This window comes from Photobacterium sp. R1 (assembly GCF_054600795.1).
In genome coordinates, this window is record NZ_BAAHZP010001109.1 from 1 (window position 1) to 228 (window position 228).

General features: G+C 56.6%; 1 pseudogene. It reads right to left on the minus strand.

The annotated features are described in order from the left end of the window. A pseudogene (locus ACYP03_RS28495) lies at positions 1-228 on the minus strand (porin); the annotation flags it as partial.

The window sequence follows — 228 nt, forward strand, 5'->3', positions numbered from 1 at the left end:
GTCGTCTTCGACAGATTCGTAGTTCACGCTCAGGTTCAGGCTGCTTGGCAGGGCGTAGGCCAGCAGGCCTTCAATCGCCACTGACTCTTCCAGGCCCTGGTTCATGTAATCGTTCATCGCATACACAACCGCCACGTACAGGCCGTCACCGTAGGTGCCGTAATTGGCACTGAGCATGTGTGAGCGCGCGGTTTCATCAAAGGCCCCCACCTGAACATCACCTGTGTT